16 protein-coding genes are annotated in these 17067 nt (G+C 68.1%); 13 read left to right on the forward strand and 3 right to left on the reverse strand.

Going from position 1 to position 17067, the window contains the following annotated elements:
• Positions 1 to 34: 34 nt before the first annotated feature.
• A complete protein-coding gene (locus tag C5B90_RS11355; protein WP_115881550.1) occupies positions 35 to 1927 on the reverse strand; it encodes a molybdopterin biosynthesis protein in 1893 nt (630 codons plus the stop codon).
• On the reverse strand, positions 1924 to 3144 hold the full coding sequence (gene glp, locus C5B90_RS11360) for a gephyrin-like molybdotransferase Glp (protein ID WP_115881552.1): 1221 nt from the start codon (positions 3142 to 3144) through the stop codon (positions 1924 to 1926). The genes C5B90_RS11355 and glp overlap by 4 nt, the downstream gene beginning before the upstream one ends.
• 144 nt (positions 3145 to 3288) lie before the next feature.
• On the opposite strand from glp, the gene C5B90_RS11365 reads away from it, so the two are divergent.
• From C5B90_RS11365 to C5B90_RS11415, 11 genes are all read left to right on the forward strand, one after another.
• On the forward strand, positions 3289 to 3657 hold the full coding sequence (locus C5B90_RS11365) for an Hsp20/alpha crystallin family protein (protein ID WP_004975518.1): 369 nt from the start codon (positions 3289 to 3291) through the stop codon (positions 3655 to 3657).
• Positions 3658 to 3665: 8 nt separating this feature from the next.
• On the forward strand, positions 3666 to 5342 hold the full coding sequence (locus C5B90_RS11370; RefSeq protein ID WP_115881554.1) for an AarF/ABC1/UbiB kinase family protein: 1677 nt from the start codon (positions 3666 to 3668) through the stop codon (positions 5340 to 5342).
• A 57-nt stretch (positions 5343 to 5399) separates the two neighbouring features.
• Complete coding sequence (locus C5B90_RS11375; protein WP_115881556.1) at positions 5400 to 5828, forward strand: DUF5518 domain-containing protein; 429 nt, start codon at positions 5400 to 5402, stop codon at positions 5826 to 5828.
• Positions 5829 to 5922: 94 nt separating this feature from the next.
• Positions 5923 to 6297: a translation initiation factor IF-5A gene (locus C5B90_RS11380; RefSeq protein WP_004062652.1), complete on the forward strand. Its 375-nt coding sequence runs from the start codon at positions 5923 to 5925 to the stop codon at positions 6295 to 6297.
• Between the two features lie 16 nt (positions 6298 to 6313).
• The gene (gene speB / locus C5B90_RS11385; protein ID WP_115881558.1) at positions 6314 to 7135 is read left to right on the forward strand and encodes an agmatinase; all 822 of its coding nucleotides are present in this window, start codon (positions 6314 to 6316) and stop codon (positions 7133 to 7135) included.
• A 54-nt stretch (positions 7136 to 7189) separates the two neighbouring features.
• Positions 7190 to 7951, forward strand: coding sequence for a Nif3-like dinuclear metal center hexameric protein (locus C5B90_RS11390; protein WP_115881560.1), 762 nt, complete (start codon positions 7190 to 7192; stop codon positions 7949 to 7951).
• A gap of 81 nt (positions 7952 to 8032) precedes the next feature.
• Entirely contained in the window at positions 8033 to 9112 is a 1080-nt protein-coding gene (locus C5B90_RS11395) for a deoxyhypusine synthase (protein WP_115881562.1), read from the forward strand.
• 108 nt (positions 9113 to 9220) lie between these two features.
• Positions 9221 to 9910, forward strand: a complete 690-nt coding sequence (locus tag C5B90_RS11400) for a helix-turn-helix domain-containing protein (protein WP_115881564.1) — start codon at positions 9221 to 9223, stop codon at positions 9908 to 9910.
• Positions 9911 to 10012: 102 nt separating this feature from the next.
• Complete coding sequence (locus tag C5B90_RS11405; protein WP_115881566.1) at positions 10013 to 11413, forward strand: APC family permease; 1401 nt, start codon at positions 10013 to 10015, stop codon at positions 11411 to 11413.
• Positions 11406 to 12689: a M20 family metallopeptidase gene (locus C5B90_RS11410; protein ID WP_115881568.1), complete on the forward strand. Its 1284-nt coding sequence runs from the start codon at positions 11406 to 11408 to the stop codon at positions 12687 to 12689. Before C5B90_RS11405 ends, C5B90_RS11410 begins: the two co-directional genes overlap by 8 nt.
• A 125-nt stretch (positions 12690 to 12814) precedes the next feature.
• Positions 12815 to 13909, forward strand: coding sequence for a hypothetical protein (locus C5B90_RS11415; protein WP_115881570.1), 1095 nt, complete (start codon positions 12815 to 12817; stop codon positions 13907 to 13909).
• 195 nt (positions 13910 to 14104) lie between these two features.
• Here the strand turns inward: C5B90_RS11415 and C5B90_RS11420 are convergent, their stop codons facing one another.
• On the reverse strand, positions 14105 to 14803 hold the full coding sequence (locus C5B90_RS11420; protein WP_115881571.1) for a glycosyltransferase family 2 protein: 699 nt from the start codon (positions 14801 to 14803) through the stop codon (positions 14105 to 14107).
• A gap of 132 nt (positions 14804 to 14935) precedes the next feature.
• On the opposite strand from C5B90_RS11420, the gene hpt reads away from it, so the two are divergent.
• Both hpt and C5B90_RS11430 read left to right on the forward strand, forming a co-directional pair.
• Positions 14936 to 15481, forward strand: coding sequence for a hypoxanthine/guanine phosphoribosyltransferase (gene hpt, locus C5B90_RS11425; protein ID WP_004975562.1), 546 nt, complete (start codon positions 14936 to 14938; stop codon positions 15479 to 15481).
• A gap of 167 nt (positions 15482 to 15648) precedes the next feature.
• A complete protein-coding gene (locus C5B90_RS11430) occupies positions 15649 to 17037 on the forward strand; it encodes a uracil-xanthine permease family protein (protein WP_115881573.1) in 1389 nt (462 codons plus the stop codon).
• The last annotated feature ends 30 nt before the right edge of the window (positions 17038 to 17067 follow it).

Genomic DNA, 17067 nt, shown 5'->3' on the forward strand with positions numbered 1-17067 from the left:
ATCACGGCCGGTTTCTAAAGGGTTACGTCGTCTTTCAGTCCCTCTCGAACCCTACGAGGCCGTCAATCGCGTCGTCGCTCGTCGCGAGCGCGTCGCGAAGCGAGGCGACGCCGGCTTTCTCCGTCCGGGCGGGATTCGCGAGGACGGCGACCCGCTGTTTTCCGAGCGAGACGAAACCAAGCCCGAGCGAGTCGGCGGTCGCGCGGAGGCCGAGACCGGCATCGGCGCGGCCGGCGGCGACCGCCCTCGCGGGGCTCTCGAACGCCTTCGTCCCGCGGTCGAACCCCTCGATTGCCTCGACGAGTTCGTGTCGGGTCGTCCCGCGCTCGTCGGCGAGGGCGGCGACGGCGTTGCCGAGGTCGGTCCGCAACCCGGAGTTGGAGTCGCGGTTGATGAAGCTGAGGTCGTCGTCTACGAGGTCCGCGAGCCCGGACACCCCGTCGGGGTTGCCGTCGGGGACGACGAGCCCCCACTCACGGGTCCACGAGCCGAGTTCGACCGCGTCGATGCCCTCGGTGGCGTCGCCCCGGTCGCCCGCGACGACGGCCACGTCCGAGATGCCGTCTCGGAGCCGTCGCAGGCCCTCCCGGGAGCCGAATGGCAGGTACCGCGGCGACGACACGCGGTCGAGCAGGCGAGAGAGCGCGGGGTCGTCCTCGCCGACGCCGAGCAGTTCCGGCGCGCGAACGTCGGGCGAGAACAGTTTGACCGTCACCGACTCACCCTCGGCGAGGTACTCGACGTCGGCCGGGACCTCGACGACGCCGTCGGCCTCGACGAGACTCGTCGTCGCGCCGGACCCCTTATCCACGGGGTAGACGAGCGTCTTCCCGTCGCCGTCGGCGACCAGTCCGACCGGCATGAGCCGCGTTCGTCCCTCGGCGTATCGCTCACGGGCGGCCATCGTTCCCTCGACCGTCGCGGTTCGAGGCTCTGAGAGGCCGGCGGCGTCGCGGATTGCCGGCGCGACGAACGTCCGGAAGATGGTGAGCGCGGAGACCGGGTAGCCGGGCAGGCCGACGTAGGCGCTCCCCTCGCCGAGCGTGCCGACGAGCATGGGTTTCCCGGGCTTGACGGAGACGCCGTGCAGCAGGAGCTCGCCGCGCTCTTCGACCACGCGGTAGATGACGTCGACCGCGCTCGCGGACGTGGAGCCCGACGAGAGCACGAGGTCGCACTCGTCGGCCGCCCGGCGGAGCAGGCGCTCCATCTCCTCGTAGTCGTCGCCCGCGTGGGGGTAGAGCTTCGGGACGCCGCCGGCCTCTTCGACCCCCGCGGCGATGGTGTAGGAGTTCACGTCGTAGATTTCGCCCGCCTCGGGGCGCAGTTCGTCGCCCGGCCGGACGAGCTCGTCGCCGGTCGAGACGATGCCCACGGTCGGCTTCCCGCGGACCGGCACCTCGTCGAGGCCGAGCGCCGACAGCAGGCCGATTTCGCGGGGCGTCAGGCGCGTTCCGGGGCCGAGTGCGCGAGCGCCGGCGGCGATGTCGGTTCCGGCGGGCATCACGCTGTCGCCGGGGGCGACCGACGAGTAGACGACGAGCGAGCCCTCTCGCTCCTCGGTTCGCTCCACGATGACGACGGCGTCCGCGCCCGGCGGCATCACCGCGCCGGTGGAGATTTCGACGGCGGTCCCGGGGTCGACCGTCACGTCCGGTTCGTTGCCGGCGTGGACCTCTCCGATGAGGTCGAGTTCGGCCGGCTCGGCCTCGTCCGCGCCGAAGGTGTCGCGGGCGTGGACGGCGTAGCCGTCCATACTCGCGCGGTCGAAGCCGGGCACGTCGAGTTGGGCGTCGATTCGCTCGGCGAGGACGCGGCCGCGGGCGTCTTCGAGCGCCACCGTCTCGGCGTCGGGCGTCAGGTCGAGCGACGCGATGGCCTCGCGGGCGTCCGCCGGCGAGGCGAGGTCGCGGAACTGCTTTCTCATGCGGACCACTCCCAGCCCTCGACGGCGACCGTGTCGCCCTCGTCGTAGCCCTCTATCTCCTCGGGGACGACGACCCAGCCGTCTGCGAGCGCGACGCTGGAGAGGATACCCGACCCGCTCGTCCGGGTCGGCTCGGCGGTCGCCTCGTCGCCCGATGTGTCGAGTTTGACGCGGGCGAACGTCCGCGTACCCGGCGAACTCGGGATTTTCCTGGTGAGCGTCGCTTCCTGCGTCGGCAGGGGACGCTCGGGGAGCGAGCCGACGTGCTTCAACACCGGGCGGAGGAACTGGAAGGCGTTGACGACGCAGGCGACCGGGTAGCCGGGGAGCATCACGACCGGCGTGTCTTCGACCACGCCGACCGCGACGGGGTGGCCGGGTTTGAGCGCGACGCCGTGGACCAGTACCTCGCCGATGTCGTCGATGACCTCGGGGATGAGGTCGCGCTCGCCGACCGACGACCCGCCGGTGGTGACGACCACGTCGTGGTCGAGGTCAGATTCGACGGCTTCGCGGAGCAGGTCGGCGTCGTCGACGACGATGTCGCGGTAGCTCGCCTCGCCGCCCCAGCGCTCGACCAGTCGGGAGACGGTCAAGCCGTTGGTCTCGATGACCTCGCCGGGGCCGGGGTCGGATTCGACGAGTTCCTCGCCGGTCGGGATGACCGAGACGCGGGGGCGTTCGAACACCGTCACCTCCTCGACGCCGACGGAGCGAAGCAGGCCGATGTCCGACGGACGAAGCTCGTGGCCGGCTTCAAACAGCGGCGTTCCCTCGCGCACGTCCTCGCCGCGCTCGCCGACGTTCTCGCCCTCCGCGAGGGCGTCGAACACTTCGAGTTCGTCGCCGAGTCGTTCGGTGTGTTCGACCATCACGACAGCGTCGGCCCCGTCGGGCACGTCGCTGCCGGTGTGGACGCGGGCGGCCGTCCCCGGCTCGACCGGGCCGTCGACGATTCGGAGGACGTTCGGTGAGCGGCCGCTCGCGCCGAAGGTGTCCGACGCGCGGACGGCGTAGCCGTCCATGGCTGCGCGGTCGTATCCGGGCACGTCGGCGGGGGCGACCGCGTCTTCCGCGAGCGCCCGGCCGTCGGCATCGGCGAGCGGTCGGCGCACGGTTCGGTCGTGTGGCGTCGCCGCCGCGAGGAGCGCCTCCCGGGCGTCCGACAGCCGTGTTCGTTGCTTGAACCCGGCCGTGCGTCGGTCGTCGTGGTTCATACCGACCCTTCGGTTCGGGGGGCAAAAAGCGTCGGCCTCGGACGCGTCGGCGGGCGATTCCCGTGCCGCATTGTTTGCGTCTTCGCGCTCGCGCGCTCGCGCGAGACCGCCGGGTTTTTCGACCCCGACTCCCTATGAGCGTTCATGTCAGCACTGCGCGACGCGCTGTCCGACCTCCCGGACGCGGTGTTCGCCGACCTGTTGGAGTCCGAGACGTCCTACCTCTTGGTCCTCGACCTCCCGGGCGTGACCGCCGAGACGGCGGAGCTCCGTGTCGAGAAGGGCAGATTGGTCGTCGAAGCGCGACGCGACAAACGGCTTCCCGCCGAGTTCGACTACGTCCGCGAGGAGCGCCCCCTGTTCCTCGATGCCGAGGTTCCCCTTCCGCCTGACGCCGTGGCCGACGAGGCCGAGGCGTCGATGGAACGCGGGACGCTGGAGATTCGCCTCCCCAAGCGCGAGGCCGCCTCCGAGCGGACCATCCCCATTACCACCGGCGACGAAGACGCCTGACGAGGCGGGTGGTCACGCTGGTCAACCTCCGCGCCTATTGGCGGTTCCTCGTCGTCCTGTACCAGTTCTTCCCGCTTATCGTCGCGTACACCCGTGACAAGCGGAAATACCTCCTGTTCGGCGGGGGGCGACGCGTCACGACCGAGATGCGCGTCAAGCGCGCCGACGTCCTCTTGGAGTCGCTACTGACGCTCGGGCCGACGTTCATCAAGCTCGGACAACTGCTGTCGACGCGCCCCGACATCCTCCCCCCGGAGTACATCGAGGTGCTCGGAAGCCTTCAGGACGACGTGCCGCCCGCGCCGTGGGACGAGTCGAAGGCTGTCCTCGAAGCGGAACTCGGTCCCGTCGGCGAGGCGTTCGACTCGTTCGACACCGAGCCGATAAGCGGCGCGAGCCTCGGACAGGTGTACGTCGCCGAGTACGAAGGCGAGAAAGTGGCCGTCAAGGTCCGCCGGCCCGGTATCGAGGACCTCGTCGAGGCCGACCTCCGGGTGATTCGGTGGTCCATGCCGCTGCTCATGCGGTTTATCGGCGAGGGACGGGCGTTCTCGCTGGAGAACCTCGCCGACGAGTTCGCCAAGACCATCCGCGAGGAGATGGACTACGACGAGGAGGCCGAGACGCTCGTCGAGATTCAGGAGAACTTCGCGGACGACGACACGCTCGTCATCCCCGAACCGATTCCTGAACGCTCCGACGACCGGGTGCTCACGATGGAGTACCTCCCCGGGACGAAGATAAACAACATCGACGCGTTGGACGACCTCGGCGTCGACCGGACCGAACTGGCGACGAACCTCCAGCGAATCTATCTCCAGATGATCGTCGAGGACGGCGTCTTCCACGCCGACCCTCACCCGGGGAACCTCTCCGTGACCGACGACGGCCGCATCATCTTCTACGACTTCGGGATGCACGGCGAGGTCGACCCGTTCATCCAGGACAAAATCGTGGAGTTCTACATCGCCGTCGCCAACCAAGACGTCGACGGCATCCTCGACACGCTCATCGAGATGGGGACGCTCAGCCCGAACGTCGACCGGCAGGTGATGGGCGACGTGATGGAACTGGCCATCGCCGACGCCCGCGGTGACGACATCGAGCAGTACCGCGTCAACCAGATCCTCGAACAGGTCGAATCGACCATCTACGAGTTCCCGCTTCGGCTCCCGCGGAACCTCGCGCTCGTGCTCCGGGTCGCCGGCGTCGTCGAGGGCGTCTGCGTCACGCTGGACCCCGAGTTCGACTTCATCTCGGTGGCGACCGACTACCTGACCGAGGAGGGCTACCGGGAAGAGAGCGTCCAGAAAATCATCGAGGGCGTCGGCCAGCAGGGCCAAAAGACCGCCCAGTCGCTGTTCCGCGTGCCGCCCAAACTCGAACGCGTCCTCGACCGGGCGGACCGCGACAACCTGACGCTCAACGTTCGGCTGGAGGACAACCGCGGCATCCTCGACAAACTGGCCAAGCGGCTCATCTACGGCATCTTCCTGTCGTTCGGCTTCGTCTCGACGGTCATCATCTACGCGTTGAACCCGGAGAACCTCGTCGCGGTCGGCGCGGCGGGCGCGCCGACGGGCGTCGTCGCCCTGCTCCTCTGGCGGTCGTTCCGCTCGCGGAAGGGGATCCGGGCGACGCCGCAGTTCACCCGGCAGAACCTCAAAGAGCGCCGCAGAGAGTAATCAAAGCTGAGAATCGAACGCGTAATTTTATCGGCTCCCGCCGATACACTCTCGCTCATGACGGAGTGGCGACCGGTGTTCGTGGGGGTGTGTCTCGCCGCATGCACCGAATCGCTCGTCTACGCGATGACGGGCCAGTTCACCCTCGTCGGCGGGGTCACAGGGAGCGCGCTCGCCGGATACGTCGTCGGCACCGACCCAGCCGACGGCGGGTGGCACGGCCTCATGGCCGGCGTCGTCTGGGGCTGTCTGCTCATGCCGGTCTCGGTGCTTCTCACCTTCCTCGAACGGACGCCGATTCTCTTTCCGTTCCAGTACCTCATCCCGATGTTCGAGACGGCAGGCGAACTGACGACCGCCATCATGCTGGCGCTCGCGCTCCCGAACGTCGCATCCGGGGCGCTCGGGAGCCTCGCCAGACGGGACGCGGCGGGGACGTGGTTCGACCCGGAGATGGCCGAGGTCGACGCGGTCGAAGACGCGTGACCGAGCGGGCCGACGCCCGCGATTTTCACGGTAAGGATTCGCGTGCGAAGACGGTTCCAAACCGTTTATACCCTCCATCCGATAACGGAGAGACATGGCGAAAGAGCAGAAGCAGGTGCGCGAGCTCCAAGAAGGAAGCTACGTCATGATGGAAGAAAAGCCGTGCAAAATCAACGCCTACAGTACTGCCAAGCCGGGCAAGCACGGCAGCGCGAAGGCGCGCGTCGAAGCCCGCGGCGTCTTCGACAGCAAGAAGCGCTCGCTCTCCCAGCCTGTCGACGCGAAGGTGTGGGTGCCCATCATCGAGCGGAAGCAGGGTCAGGTCGTCTCCGTCACCGGTGAGGACGCCCAGATCATGGACCTCGAGACCTACCAGACGTTCACGATGCGCATCCCCGAGGAAGAAGACCTCAACCCCGAAGACGAGATCGAGTACCTCGAGTACGAAGGCCAGCGAAAGATCGTCTAAACCGGGGGTCACAGAGATGTTCCCCGGAGCAATCGCAGACCGCGAGGTCGCCGACTACGTGCTTCTCGGCGCTCCGCTCGACATCTCGACGTCCTTCCAACCCGGAACCCGTTTCGGACCGAATCGAATCCGTCGGTTCGCCGAGTCGTTCGACGACTACGACCGGCGCACCGACCAGTTTTTCACTGACTTACGCGTCCACGACGCGGGCGACGTCCGCGCGTGGGACGACGCACCTGAGTACGTCGAATGGCTCGCCGGGAGCGTCCGCGACGCCATCTGGGACGACGCCGCCCCAATCGTCCTCGGCGGCGAGCACACCGTCACCGCCGCCGGCGTCACCGGCGTCGAACCCGACGTGTTCGTCTGTCTCGACGCCCACCTCGACCTCCGCCGCGAGTACGACGGCAACGAGTGGAGCCACGCTACCGTCACCCGCCGCGTCCTCGACGAACTCGGCGTCGACGAGGCCGTGATTCTCGGTGCGCGAACCGGCTCACCCGACGAGTGGGAGCGCGCCGAAGCCGACGACGTGACCGTGGTCGAACCCGAGGCCGTCCCCGACTGGGAGCCCGAGTTCGACGACGACCAGTCCGTCTACCTGAGCGTCGACATCGACGCCGCCGACCCGGCGTTCGCACCCGGCACGGGCACCAAAGAGCCGTTCGGGCTCACCTCCCGGGAGATGCGAGACGTGGTCCGAGCGGTCGCGCCCCATACCGACGGCTTCGACGTGGTCGAGGTCAACGACCGCGACGACGGACAGGCCGCGTCGCTGGCGGCGAAGCTCCTCCGGGAGTTCGTCTTCTCGCACGCCGCCGGGCGGGCAGACGAGTAACCGACCCGCGGCAAACCCCGTTCCTTACAAGTCCCCGAGTCACGACTCCCCGGTATGCAGCTCTCCGACATCGTCGCCCGACTCGACGAGACGCTCGCGACCGACGACTTCGCCGACGTGGACGCCAGCGCAAACGGCCTGCAGGTCGGCCCCGAGGAGAAGTCGGTCGAGAAGGTCGCCTTCGCGGTCGACGCCGCGGAGGCGACTATCGACGCCGCACTCGACGCCGACGCGGACCTCCTCGTCGTCCACCACGGACTCGTCTGGGGCGGCCTCGACCGGGTGACCGGCCGCGACTTCGACCGCATCGAGCCGCTGCTTCGCGGCGACCTCGCGCTCTACGTCTCGCACCTCCCACTGGACGGCCATCAGGAACTCGGCAACGCCGCCGGCGTCGCGGACCATCTCGGCCTCGCGGACACCGAACCGTTCGGGTCGCTCGGACCGATTCACATCGGGCAAGCCGGGGAACTCGCGTCGCCGAAGACCGCCGACCAAGTCCGCGCGTCGCTCGACGAACTGGACGGGAGCGCGGGCACGACCGTCCTCGATTTCGGCCCCGACGAGCTTTCGTCGGTCGCGGTCGTCACCGGCTCCGGCGTCGATTGGCTGGACGAGGCTATCGACCGCGGTGTCGACGCGCTCGTCACTGGCGAGGGCAAACAGAAGGTGTACCACGAGGCGCGCGAGGCCGGAATTTCGGTGTTCCTCGCGGGCCACTACGCGACCGAGACGTTCGGAGTGCGGAGCCTGCGCAACCTCGCCGACGAGTGGGGACTGGAGACCGAGTACGTCAGTCACCCGACCGGGCTGTAGGCGCGACCGAGCGCCCGACACCCCATCGCACGGTCCCGTCGGACCGGGGCGTTCAAACGCTCGGCCGACGCACTCCTTCGCATGAGCGACCACGACGACGACGGCTACGAGATGCCGGACCGAGAGGAGTTCCAACACGACCCGCTGGGCCACGCCGAGGTCCGCGGCGGCATGACCGTCGGCGAGTTAGTCGAGCAGTACGGCCACGCGGGCATCGGCGCGGCCGACGTGCACGAGGCCGCCGACATCTACGCCGAGATGCTGGCTGACGACGACTGCACGGTGTTCATGTCGCTGGCCGGCGCGATGGTCCCGACCGGGATGCGCAAGGTCGTCTCCGACCTCATCCGCGACGGCTACGTGGACGCCCTCGTGACGACGGGCGCGAACCTCACCCACGACGCCATCGAGGCCATCGGGGGCAAGCACCATCACGGACGAGCTCATCCGGACCCGTCCAGTTCCCCCTCGCACGGCTCGCGGGAACACGGTGCTGAGCACCACGGCGAGAAGACCGAACGCGAGCACGACGAGACGCTCCGCGACGAGGAGGTCGACCGCATCTACAACGTCTATCTCCCGCAGGAGCATTTCGCGCTGTTCGAGTCGCATCTCCGAAGTGAGGTGTTTCCGGCGCTGGAAGAAGAGGGAACCGTCAGCATCGCCGACCTCTGCCGCGAACTCGGCCGCGCTAACAGCGAGGTCAACGACCGCGAGGGAATCGACGAAGACGCCGGCGTCGCCGCCGCGGCCTACGAGGCCGACGTGCCCATCTACTGCCCCGCAGTGCAGGACTCCGTCCTCGGCCTACAGGCGTGGATGTACTCGCAGACCTCGTCGTTCTCGCTGGACGCGCTGGCCGACATGACGCCGCTGACCGACCTCGCGTACGACGCGGACACGGCCGGCTGTCTCCTCGTCGGCGGCGGCGTCCCGAAGAACTTCACGCTCCAGACGATGCTCGTCACGCCCGGCGCGTACGACTACGGCGTCCAGATTACGATGGACCCGTCCGCGACCGGCGGCCTCTCGGGCGCGACGCTTGACGAGGCGCGCTCGTGGGGCAAACTGGAGAAGGACGCCCGCAACACGACGGTCCTCGGCGACGCGACTATCATGCTCCCGCTGCTCGTCGCCGCGGCGCGCGAGCGAATCGAGTAACGCCGCAGGGCCCGCAGACGGCCGCGGCGGACCGCTCTCCCGGCCGGCGCGTGCATCGCGTCAGGTGGGATACTTTTTTGCCCGGTGGGAACCCTTCCACGCCAACGAATGGCACGAAAGGGTGCACAGGGCGTTCGCGTCTGCCTCGACATCTGGCACCCGGACTGCTGGACGCTACAGGTGACGAAAGAGACGAGCGGTGGCCTGCTCGGTCACGGCGTCCACGAGATAGACGGCCTCGCAAACGGGCGTTTCACTGCCTACGCCGACACAACCGAGGAGGTCGACGAACTGCTCGCGGCCATCCGCGCGTCCCCGCTGACCGAGTCGGTATGGGAGACCGACGAACACGACGGCGACGTCGGGGTCCCGGGGAGCGCGGCCCGCGGCATCGTCGTCCGCTACGAACTCCAGAACTCCATCAACGACGCCCTCGTCTCCCGGGGGTTCATCCCCGACGAGCCGGTTCGGATGCAGGGCGGCCGCGAGCGCTGGACCGTGCTCGTCCACGAGACGCGCCAGACCGTCCACGAGCGGCTAGAAGAGATTCGAACGGAGCGAAACGCCGATATCGACGTGGAACTCATCACCGCCCCCGAAGACGGCGGCGGCATGTTCCGGACCGACGCGCTCTCCGAGCGCCAGCGTGAGGTGTACGAACTGGCCCGCCGCCGCGACTACTACACGTGGCCCCGCGAGGTGAGCGCCGCGTCGCTGGCGGCCGAATTGGACATCTCGAAGGCGACGCTCCTCGAACACCTCCGGAAAGCCGAATCGAAACTGCTCGGCGACTACTGACTCCGTTCTTCGGGTTCTCGGGTCGAAATCCGGCGGGTTCGCCGTCCACCCCACTCATGAGAGGGAGGGGTACTTTACGCGACAACTGACCCATGTGATAGCATGTCATCGGTAGACGTGAACGACGGACGGAGCCTCTCGCGGGACATCGGACTGTTCGGCGCGGTGAGCACCGTGGTCGCGGGCACTCTCGGCGCGGGGCTGTTCGTCACCCTCGGCACGGCGAGTTCGACGACGGGACCGAGCGTCATCCTCGTGGTCGTCCTCTCGGGGCTGCTCGCGATGAGTATCGCGCTCAACTACGGCTGGATGGCGACTATCTTCCCCGGCGCGGCGGGGTCGTACGCCTACGTCTCGCGGACGTTCGACAGCCGCCTCCCCGGGTTCGTGGTGACGTGGTCGAAGTGGCTCGGCTACATGGCCGCCGACGCGGTCCTCGCCATCGGCTTCGGGAGCTACTTACAGGTGTTCTATCCCTCGGTTGACCCGACGCTGGCCGGGTTCGGGCTGCTCACGGTCCTCTTTCTGGTCAACCTCGTCGGCGCGAAGAGTTACAGCGTCTCGCAGAACGCCATCTTCGGATTCCTCATCCTGTCGATACTCGTGCTCGTCGGTCCCGGGTTGTTGAACATCGACGCCGCGAACTACCAGCCGTTCTTCACCGGCGGCTTCGACGGCTTCGTCGCCGCCGCGGTCCCGCTGTTCTACGCCTACATCGGCATCGCCGTCGCCGGGCAGATGGGCGCCGAGGTGAAGAACCCCTCGCGGAACCTCCCCCTGGCGATGGCCGGCGGGACGGCCATCCTCATCTTCCTGTACGTGCTGACCGCCGGCGTCATCTACGGCGTCGTCGGCGACTACACGGTTCTCGCGAACTCGGCGCGGCCGCTCTCGACGGCCGCGGAAGTGTTCCTCGGCGATATCGGCACCGCCATCGTCGGCATCGGCGGTCTCCTCGCCACCGCGTCGTCGGTCCACGCGGTCATGGCCGCGGGCATCAAGATGCCCTACTCGTGGGCGTGGGACGAGGTGTTTCCCAAGAAATTCTCGGCGGTCTCCGACCGTTTCGGGACGCCCCACTGGTCGCTGCTGACGCTCTACGTCGTCGCCTCCGGGCTCACCTTCTGGAGCACCGGCCTCAGCCAGGCCATCGCCATCGCGACGTTCAGCTACCTCATCGCCTACGCCGCGGTGTCCATAACGGTGCTGTACGTGCTCTACAGCCGCACCGACCTCCGCGCGGAGGCGGGCTTTTCGCGCCCGTCGCTCCTCACGGTGACGGGACTCGTCGGCTCGCTCGGCGCGGTCGGCCTCCTGACCGAGGCGTACAAGGGCTCGCTGTCGATTTACGTGCCGTGGGTCGCCGTCGGCCTCGTCGTCTTCGGCGTCTACTGGTACCGCGGCCAACAGAAGGACCACGACGTCGAGGCCATCCTCGGGACGCTCCCCGGCGTGCCCTCCGACGAGTACAACCCATCGGTCCGCGGGGTGAGCGATGACTGACGACGCGACGACGCGCGGTGACCGCTCGGGCGACTCCGACTGCGACCGCGACCCCGACCCTGACTCCGGCCACGACCTCGATTCCGCCCCCGGCGTCGCCCCCGACGAGACCATCGACCTCTTGCAGGAACTCGTGCGGATTCCGAGCCCCTACTTCGAGGAGGCCGAGATAAGCGAGTTCGTCTACGACTGGTTGGACGCCCGCGGGCACGACCCGGAGTACCACCACGTGAGCGAACCGGACATCACGGAGTACGAGGGCGACAACGTCGTCGCCCGACTGGCGGGCTCTGACCCGGACGCGCCGACGCTCCTGTTGAACGCCCACATGGACACCGTGAAACTGGTCGAAGACTGGGACGAAGACCCGTGTTCGGGTCGCATCGAGGACGGGAAACTGTACGGACAGGGCGCGTGCGACATGAAAGGCGGCCTCGCGGCCGTCATGACCGCCTTCGACGCCCTCGCCGACTGCGACCTCGCCGGCGACGTGCTCCTCACGGCCGTCGTAGACGAGGAGGGACCCTACGGACTCGGCACCGACCGGCTCATCCGCGACGGCGTCGTCGACGACTGCGACGCCGCTATCGTCACCGAACCCGGCCCGATTCTCGCACAGGAGGACATCGAGAACCCGGCACTCCTGCTCGGTGCGCGCGGCCGCTACTTCTACGATATCGAAGTGCGCGGGCAGGCCGCACACGGGTCGAAACCGGACACTGGCGTCAACGCGGTCGTCGAGGCCGGGAGGCTCGCGGCCGCACTCGACGACCTCGACGTGGGCGACCACCCGAAACTCGGTTCGGGGTCGACCTGCCCGCTGAAAATCGAGGGCGGGAGCCAGACGCTTTCTGTCCCCGAGCGCGCTCGCCTCATGGTGGACCGCCACGTCGTCGTCGGCGAGACGCTCGAAGACGCCCGCGCCGACGCCGAACGTGCCGTCGAGGAACTCGGCTTGGAGAGCGAGGTCGACGTCGGGTTCCGCGAAGCGCCCGACGAAGGCATCCGGTACGGCCCCTACGTGACCGACGAGGACCACCCGCTCGTTTCGGCCCTCACAGACTCCACCCGCGCCGTCGCCGGCACCGACCCCGCCTACGGCTACTTCTCCAGCGTCGGCGACTTCAACTACCTCGGCGACCGCGCCGGCCTCCCGACGGTCATCGTCGGCCCCGACGGCGAGAACATCCACGCCGCCGGCGAGTTCGTCTTCACCGACGACGTGGTCGAGGTGGCCGACATCGTCGCCGACGCCGCCGTCCGGTTCCTCGGCTGAGGCGGCGGTCGACGGTCGGGACCCCGCCCGAACCGACTTCGGCCCTCCGGGTCGTGGCCCGCGCGTTCTCAGCGCCGAGAACCGGGCGCAAACACCTAACAGCCCCGGCCGGTACCTCGGACGCAATGACAGCGCCCCCGCTCACGTCGGTCGTTTCGGCCCGCACCGACGTCGAACTCGCCTCCGTCTTCGAGCGCGTCTGGGAGGCGCGGGGCTATCGGACGCGCGTCCGCTTCCGCGGCCCGGACGTGCACGTGGAGGCCACCGGGGAGACGCCCGAGGGCGCGACGCGCGAACTCCGAATCTGGATTACGACCACCGGAACCGTCACCGCGGACAAGACGAGCGCGTTCGTCCGGCGGTGCGAGCGAGCCGGTATCGAACCCTACGTGGCGGCGGTCGGCGACGGCCGCGTCGCCCCGGACGCCCACCGCCGCGGCCTCGTCGTCCTCGACGCGCCGACTATCGCCGTCGAAATCCGAGAGGCCGGGGTCGAATCGTTCGTCCGCGACCTCACTGCCCGAGAGGAACCGGCGACGAACTGGCTGGGCGACCGGGCCGAAGGCGGCGACGGCGATGGCGACGACACAGAAGGCGAACACGACGAGTCTGAAGGCGATGACGCCGGTCGAATCACCCGTCGCGAGGCGCTCAAAAAGGCCGGGACCTACGTCGCCGGCGGCCTCGTCACGTACCTCGCCGTCGAGCAGGTCTCCGATTTCGTCCAGCGCTCGCCGAAGCTCCGCGCCGCGGTCGCCCGCCGCGCGGCGTGGGTCGACGACCACCTCACCGACGTGTCACTCCCGACCGTCGAGTGGTCGATTCCGACGCCGCAACCGCTCTCCGAGGAGTCGACCCTGCCGAACCAAACGACTGCGGTCGCGACGCCGACGAACGCGACGACGATTCCCTACGCCGACCTCCGGACGAACCCCGAGTCGTACGCTGGGACGACCGTCACGTACACCGGTCGCGTCGAGGAGACGATGGAGCGCGGCGAGGCCCGGCTGGCGCTTGTCGCCGTCGAGGACGACCGGGGGCGACTCAGCGGCGACGTCATCGCACGATGGCCGACCGGACGCTTTTTCGACGGCGATATCGGCTTTCGACTGCTCACCGACGAGCGCGTCCGACTCTGGGGCGTCGTCGCCGGCGAAGGGTCGATTTCGGGCGGCGTGCAGTACCCCCGTATCGACGTATCCGTGTTGGAGAAGACCTGAGCGAGTCGGTTGCGGGACGAACGAGACCGATGGTGATTACTCGGTCGCGGGGCGAGAACGAGGTGGCCGATGACGACGGCACCGTTCCGAACCGAACTAGGCACTCGGTGATGCGGAGCCCTATGAGTGCCGAGGCCATCTTCTCCGAAGGTCAGACGGTGGAGGAGACCGTCGAGTCCGGAGGGTTTGACCGAGTTACTGTGAGTCGAAGTAGCGAGCACGAACGCGCCGACCGCGGACGTAGTGGCTGACGTACGCCCGCGCGTACATCAGGAACAGCGACAGGTATCCCTCGTCGCGCTCGCGCCGGGCGGAGGTCGCGACCTCGGTCTCCGGGTCGTAGACGACCTCGCCGTGGTCCTTCAGCCGCAAGGAGAATTCGGTGTCCTCCATGAACGGGAGCGTCTCGTCGAAACCGCCGTGAGCCTCGAACGCGTCGCGGCGGTAACTGCAGTTGAACGTCGGCTGTTGGACGAACCCGACGGGCCACGAGACACGGTACCAGTAGTCCGAGAGGAGTTTGAACAGGGCGCGGTGCCGGAGGGAGTCCTCGAGCGGGCGCGCCGGGCCGCCGACGCCGACGACGTCCGGGTTGTCGTAGTGTCGGCGGTGCGTGCGGACCCACGCGGGGGGAACGACCGTGTCGGCATCGGTAAAGAGGACGATCTCGCCGGAGGCTGCGTCGACGCCGAGGTTGCGCGCGGCACCGGGACCGCGCCCGTCGTCTCGGACGACGATATCGCAGGCGGGGTGGTCGCGAGCCACCTCGTCGGTGTGGTCCGAACCGGCGGCGACGACGACCACCTCTGCGGGCTGACGGTCGAGCGCCGAGAGACATCGCTGGAGGTTCGCGGGCTCTTCGTACGCGGGGACGACAACTGATAGTGTTGTCATTGCTACATTAAAAATAACAATCTATTGAAGATTTTGCGGATCGCCGCGAGCGCGGTGGTGGCGACCGGGCGGCGGTCGGGCGGCGCTCGCAGAGAGCGAACCACTTTTGGGCCGATTCGTGAAACGGACCCCATGCAGCGACTCGAGGAATCCCTACACGAAGCGCCCATCATCGACAAGGACGGCTACTCCTATCTCGTCCATCCCATCAGCAACGGCGTGCCGATGCTCGACCCGCAACTCCTGCGCGAGGTCGTCGTCGGCATCACCCGCGCCGCCGACCTCGACGTGGACAAAATCGTCGCCCCGGAGGCGATGGGCATCCACATCGCCACCGCGCTCTCCCTCCAGACGGACATCCCGCTCGTCGTCATCCGCAAGCGCGAGTACGGCCTCGACGGCGAGGTCGCGCTTCACCAGACGACCGGCTACTCCGAGTCGGAGATGTTCATCAACGACATCGAAGACGGCGACCGCGTGCTCGTCGTGGACGACCTGCTTTCGACCGGCGGGACGCTCGCGGCCATCTGTGGCGCGCTCGACGACATCGGCGCGGACATCTCGGATATCGTCGTCGCCATCCGGAAGGTCGGCGAGACGGCGCTCGACGACACCGACTACGAGGCGACGAGCCTCATCGACATCAGCGTCGACGAGCACGGCGTCGAGATTCACTGAGTGGAGCCAGTTGCGGTCGGTGCAGTCGGTGCGGTCGGTGCGGTGTCAGTTCCCCCCACTCGCCCGTTAAGTATGCACGTCTGTGCCCAACATCGCGCATTAAGTGCAGTGAAATACGCTCGAACGCGAAACTATTATTGAACGGGAGTCGCTCGTGGCGAGTACAGATGTCAGACGAGAGCGGTGAACTCGGCCTCGAATACGAAATCGACGACCGGCCACCGTTGCTGGAGTCGATTCTCCTCGGGATACAGCACGTCTCGGTGATGATTGTTCCGGCGACTGCCGTGGCGTTCATCGTCGCGGGCGCGGTCGGCCTCGGCGTCGCCGACACGGCCTACGTGGTTCAGATGGTGCTCCTGTTTTCGGGGCTCGCGACCGTGGTACAGGCGTACGCCGTCGGGCCGGTCGGCTCGCGGCTCCCCATCGTGATGGGGACGAGTTTCACCTTCGTCGGCGCGGCGACGACCATCGGCGTCGATTACGGCTTGAGCGCGGTGTTCGGCGCGATTCTCGTCACCGGCTTCCTCGTCGAGGGGGTCATCGGCTGGCAGTTCGACCGCATCAAACCGTTCTTCCCGCCGCTGGTGACGGGGCTCGTCGTCGTCATCATCGGGCTCTACCTCGTCCCGGTCGGCATGGACTACGCCGCCGGCGGGGTCGGAGCCGCCGACTACGGCGCGGCGCACAACGTCGGTCTCGCAGCTCTCGTCCTCGGCGTCGCAATCGCGCTCAATCTCTTTACTGACGGCATCACACGACTCCTGAGCACGCTTGTCGGCATCGCCGTCGGCTACGCCGTCGCCGTCCCGCTCGGCGTGGTGGACTTCGCGCCCATCGGCGACGCGGCGTGGTTCGCGATTCCCCGCCCCGGCGCGTTCGGCGTCACCTTCGAACCGGTCCCCATCATCACCTTCGCGTTCCTGTTTCTCGTCTCGGCGATGGAGACCGTCGGCGACATGTCCGGCATCACCGCCGCCGAGGGGCGCAACCCGACCGACGAGGAGTTCCGCGGCGGCCTGTTCACCGACGGCTTCATGAGTTCCATCGCGTCGGTGTTCGGTGCGTTCCCGGTCACCTCGTTCTCGCAGAACGTGGGCATCGTCAACTTCACCGGCGTGATGAGCCGGTACGTCGTCGGTATCGCGGGCGTCGTCCTCGCCGTCCTCGGCCTCAGCCCGAAGGTCGGCGCGGCGGTCGCGACCATTCCGAGCGCCGTCTTCGGCGGCGCGGTCCTGCTCATGGCCGGCATGGTCGCCGCCAGCGGCGTCCGCCTCGTCTTCCTCCACACGAACCTCGACCGCCGGAACATGGTCGTCGTCGCCGCCTCGCTCGGCCTCGGCCTGGGCGTCGCCACGCGCCCCGACGCGCTTTCGGGGCTCCCGCAGGCCGCCGCGACGTTCTTCGGCCAGCCGGTCATCGTGACCGCGCTGACAGCGCTCGTGCTCAACACGCTCGCGCCGGGTGACCAGAGTCCGCTTTTCGACGCGGTCGACTCGTCGGCCGCCGCGGACGCTGCGTCCGACGCGGACGGGGGCGCGTCAACCGACGACTGATACGCATCGAACTGATGGTAACTGGTTTCG

Source organism: Haloferax sp. Atlit-12N (assembly GCF_003383095.1).
In the GTDB taxonomy this organism is placed as follows: Archaea; Halobacteriota; Halobacteria; order Halobacteriales; family Haloferacaceae; genus Haloferax.

Excerpts from the sequence above, each read along its gene's own strand:
- C5B90_RS11380 (WP_004062652.1), top strand. The coding sequence starts at position 5,923 with ATGGCGAAAGAGCAGAAGCAGGTGCGCGAGCTCCAAGAAGGAAGCTAC.
- C5B90_RS11355 (WP_115881550.1), bottom strand. The coding sequence starts at position 1,927 with ATGAGAAAGCAGTTCCGCGACCTCGCCTCGCCGGCGGACGCCCGCGAG.
- hpt (WP_004975562.1), top strand. The coding sequence starts at position 14,936 with ATGCAGCGACTCGAGGAATCCCTACACGAAGCGCCCATCATCGACAAG.
- C5B90_RS11375 (WP_115881556.1), top strand. The coding sequence starts at position 5,400 with ATGACGGAGTGGCGACCGGTGTTCGTGGGGGTGTGTCTCGCCGCATGC.
- speB (WP_115881558.1), top strand. The coding sequence starts at position 6,314 with ATGTTCCCCGGAGCAATCGCAGACCGCGAGGTCGCCGACTACGTGCTT.
- C5B90_RS11390 (WP_115881560.1), top strand. The coding sequence starts at position 7,190 with ATGCAGCTCTCCGACATCGTCGCCCGACTCGACGAGACGCTCGCGACC.
- glp (WP_115881552.1), bottom strand. The coding sequence starts at position 3,144 with ATGAACCACGACGACCGACGCACGGCCGGGTTCAAGCAACGAACACGG.
- C5B90_RS11420 (WP_115881571.1), bottom strand. The coding sequence starts at position 14,803 with ATGACAACACTATCAGTTGTCGTCCCCGCGTACGAAGAGCCCGCGAAC.
- C5B90_RS11365 (WP_004975518.1), top strand. The coding sequence starts at position 3,289 with ATGTCAGCACTGCGCGACGCGCTGTCCGACCTCCCGGACGCGGTGTTC.
- C5B90_RS11415 (WP_115881570.1), top strand. The coding sequence starts at position 12,815 with ATGACAGCGCCCCCGCTCACGTCGGTCGTTTCGGCCCGCACCGACGTC.
- C5B90_RS11405 (WP_115881566.1), top strand. The coding sequence starts at position 10,013 with ATGTCATCGGTAGACGTGAACGACGGACGGAGCCTCTCGCGGGACATC.
- C5B90_RS11430 (WP_115881573.1), top strand. The coding sequence starts at position 15,649 with ATGTCAGACGAGAGCGGTGAACTCGGCCTCGAATACGAAATCGACGAC.
- C5B90_RS11395 (WP_115881562.1), top strand. The coding sequence starts at position 8,033 with ATGAGCGACCACGACGACGACGGCTACGAGATGCCGGACCGAGAGGAG.
- C5B90_RS11410 (WP_115881568.1), top strand. The coding sequence starts at position 11,406 with ATGACTGACGACGCGACGACGCGCGGTGACCGCTCGGGCGACTCCGAC.
- C5B90_RS11400 (WP_115881564.1), top strand. The coding sequence starts at position 9,221 with ATGGCACGAAAGGGTGCACAGGGCGTTCGCGTCTGCCTCGACATCTGG.